Here is a 2,738-nt window from a genome sequence, read left to right on the forward strand (position 1 = left end):
GTCCGGCTCCCGCCGGCGTGAACAGCCCCGTGGCCGCGACCCCCGTGGCCGCGAATGCCCCCGCCACCGCGAACGCCTCCGCCGCGGCGAGCGCCGGCCCGGACGCCGTGTCCGCCGCCGTGGGCCCCGACCTCGGCCCCGAGGACACCCGCGACCTGCTGCGCCGCTACGGCATCCCCGTGCGCCGCGCCGTCCCCGCGGCCACCGCGGACGAGGCCGTCGCCGCCGCCGGGCGGCTCGGCTTCCCGGTGGCGCTCAAGACCACCGCCCCCCACCTGCGGCACCGCGCCGACCTCGGCGGCGTCCGCCTCGACCTCGCCGACGAGGACCAGGTCCGCCGAGCCTTCGCCGAGCTGGCCGGCCTCTTCGGCGGGGCCGACGAGGTCCGCCCGGTGGTCCAGCAGATGGCGCCGCGCGGCGTGGACACCGTGGTGCGCGCGGTGATCGACCCCGCCGCCGGGCCGGTGCTCTCCTTCGGCCTGGCCGGCGCCCCCTCCCAGCTGCTGGGCGACCTCTCGCACCGGCTGATCCCGGTCGCCGACCGCGACGCCGCCTCGATGATCCGCTCGGTGCGCACCGCCCCGCTCCTGTTCGGCTGGCGCGGCGCCGCTCCCGTGGACACCGACGCCCTCGAACAGCTGCTCCTGCGGGTGTCGCGGCTGGTGGACGACCACCCGGAGGTGGTGGCCGTCACACTGGAACCCGTTGTCGTCGCCCCCCGCGGCGTGAGCGTGCTCGGCGCCTCGGTGCGGCTGGCGCCCCCGCCCGCCCGTGACGACCAGGGACCGCGTACGCTGCCCGCGTACTGACCGGCCGGGCCCAGAGCCCCCCGGGGACGGACCGGAGCGCTCCCGAGCGGTCCGGACAGTCCGTGCGCCGCCGTAGGATGGACGGCATGGCCAAGACCAGTACGACGACCCAGGGGCTGCGCGCGGCGATCGAGCGCAGCGGCTACTACCCGGCCCTCGTGGCCGAGGCGGTGGAGTCCGCCGTGGGCGGCGAGCCCGTCCGGTCGTTCCTGGTCCATCAGGAGACCACGTTCGACGCCAACGAGGTCCGCCGCCACGTGACGGTGCTGGTGCTCACCGGCAACCGCTTCATCGTCAGCCACACCGACGAGCAGAACGCCGACAGCACCTCGCCCTCCCCGTACGCGACGACGTCCACGGAGTCGGTCAAGCTGGAGAAGATCGCCTCCGTGGTGGTCAGCCGCGTCGTCGCCGATCCGGAGACGTACACGCCGGGTCGGCTGCCCCGCGAGGTCGTGCTGACCATCGGCTGGGGCGCTGTCGCCCGCCTCGACCTGGAGCCCGCCGCCTGCGGCGACCCCAACTGCGACGCCGACCACGGCTACACCGGCAGCTCCACCGCCGACGACCTCACGCTGCGCGTCAGCGAGGCCGGGGACGGCCCGGAGACGGTCGCCCAGGCCCTCGCCTTCGCCCAGGCGCTCTCCGAGGCGATCGCGGACACCGCCCGCTGATGTCCCACGCCGCATGGGACGACTGGGAGCAGGCCAACGCCGCGCCCGCCTCCGGTTATCCGGAGCCGCTGCCGCTGTCCTCCGCCCCGGTCCCCGAGTACGGCAGCGGATCGCTGGCCGACCTGCTGCCCACCCTGGCCGCCGGGATGGGCGTGCCGGGCGTCACGGCCGCCATGCCGGAGCTGGCCGCGGCCGACCGGGCCTGCGTCTTCCTGATCGACGGCCTCGGCTGGGAGCAGCTGAAGGCGCACCCGGACGAGGCGCCCTTCATGACGTCCCTGCTGGCCTCCTCGCGCGGCGGCACCGGCCGCCCGCTGACGGCCGGCTACCCCGCCACCACCGCGACCTCCCTGGCGTCGGTCGGCACCGGCCTGCCGCCGGGGGCCCACGGCCTGCCCGGCTACACGGTCCGCAACCCGGAGACCGGCGCGCTGATGAACCAGCTGCGCTGGCACCCGTGGACCTCTCCCGCGGACTGGCAGCCCCACCCGACCGTCTTCCGGATGGCGGAGGCGGCCGGCGTGCACGCCGCACAGGTGTCGTCGCCCGCCTTCGAGTCCACCCCGCTCACCAAGGTCGCGCTCAGCGGCGGCACCTTCCACGGCCGCCTCGCCGGCGAGGAGCGGATGGACCTCGCGGCCGAGCAGCTCGCCGCGGCCGACCGCGCGCTGGTCTACACGTACTACTCCGAGGTGGACGGCGCCGGGCACCGGTTCGGCGTCGACTCCGACACCTGGCGGGGCCAGCTCGGCTACGTCGACCGCCTGGTGCAGCGCCTCGCCGAGCAGCTGCCGCCCCGCAGCGCCCTCTACGTCACCGCCGACCACGGCATGATCGACGTGCCCTTCGACGAGGAGCACCGCATCGACGTCGACGAGGACTGGGAGCTCAAGGCCGGAGTCGCCCTGCTGGGCGGCGAGGGCCGCGCCCGTCACGTCTACGCGGTGCCGGGTGCGGCGAACGACGTGCTCACCGTGTGGCGCGAGGTCCTCGGCGAGCAGTTCTGGATCGCCTCCCGGGACGAGGCCATCGAGGCGGGCTGGTTCGGTCCGCGGATCGACGAGCGGGTGTACGCCCGCCTCGGCGACGTGATCGCCGCCGCCCGCGACGACGTCCTGCTGATCGCCTCCGAGCGGGAGCCGAAGGAGTCCTTGATGACCGGGAACCACGGCTCGATGACCCCGGCCGAGCAGCTCGTCCCGCTCCTGGAAGTCCGCACCTGACGACGTGACGACCTGACGGCGCACGCCGCCCC

The 2,738-nt window shown here is 75.5% G+C and carries 3 protein-coding genes; all 3 read left to right on the forward strand.

Annotated elements, in window-relative coordinates; all coding sequences use genetic code 11:
- On the forward strand, positions 1-809 hold an 809-nt coding region (locus tag ACOV8S_RS02350; RefSeq protein WP_448315816.1), incomplete at its 5' end, for an acetate--CoA ligase family protein.
- Between the two features lie 86 nt (positions 810-895).
- Positions 896-1,483, forward strand: a complete 588-nt coding sequence (locus ACOV8S_RS02355; RefSeq protein WP_351117473.1) for a DUF5998 family protein — start codon at positions 896-898, stop codon at positions 1,481-1,483.
- The gene (locus tag ACOV8S_RS02360) at positions 1,483-2,706 is read left to right on the forward strand and encodes an alkaline phosphatase family protein (RefSeq protein ID WP_448315818.1); all 1,224 of its coding nucleotides are present in this window, start codon (positions 1,483-1,485) and stop codon (positions 2,704-2,706) included. The genes ACOV8S_RS02355 and ACOV8S_RS02360 overlap by 1 nt, the downstream gene beginning before the upstream one ends.
- Positions 2,707-2,738 lie beyond the last annotated feature (32 nt).

It is taken from the genome of Streptomyces sp. CO7 (assembly GCF_053474865.1).

Excerpts from the sequence above, each read along its gene's own strand:
- ACOV8S_RS02355 (WP_351117473.1), top strand. The coding sequence starts at position 896 with ATGGCCAAGACCAGTACGACGACCCAGGGGCTGCGCGCGGCGATCGAG.
- ACOV8S_RS02360 (WP_448315818.1), top strand. The coding sequence starts at position 1,483 with ATGTCCCACGCCGCATGGGACGACTGGGAGCAGGCCAACGCCGCGCCC.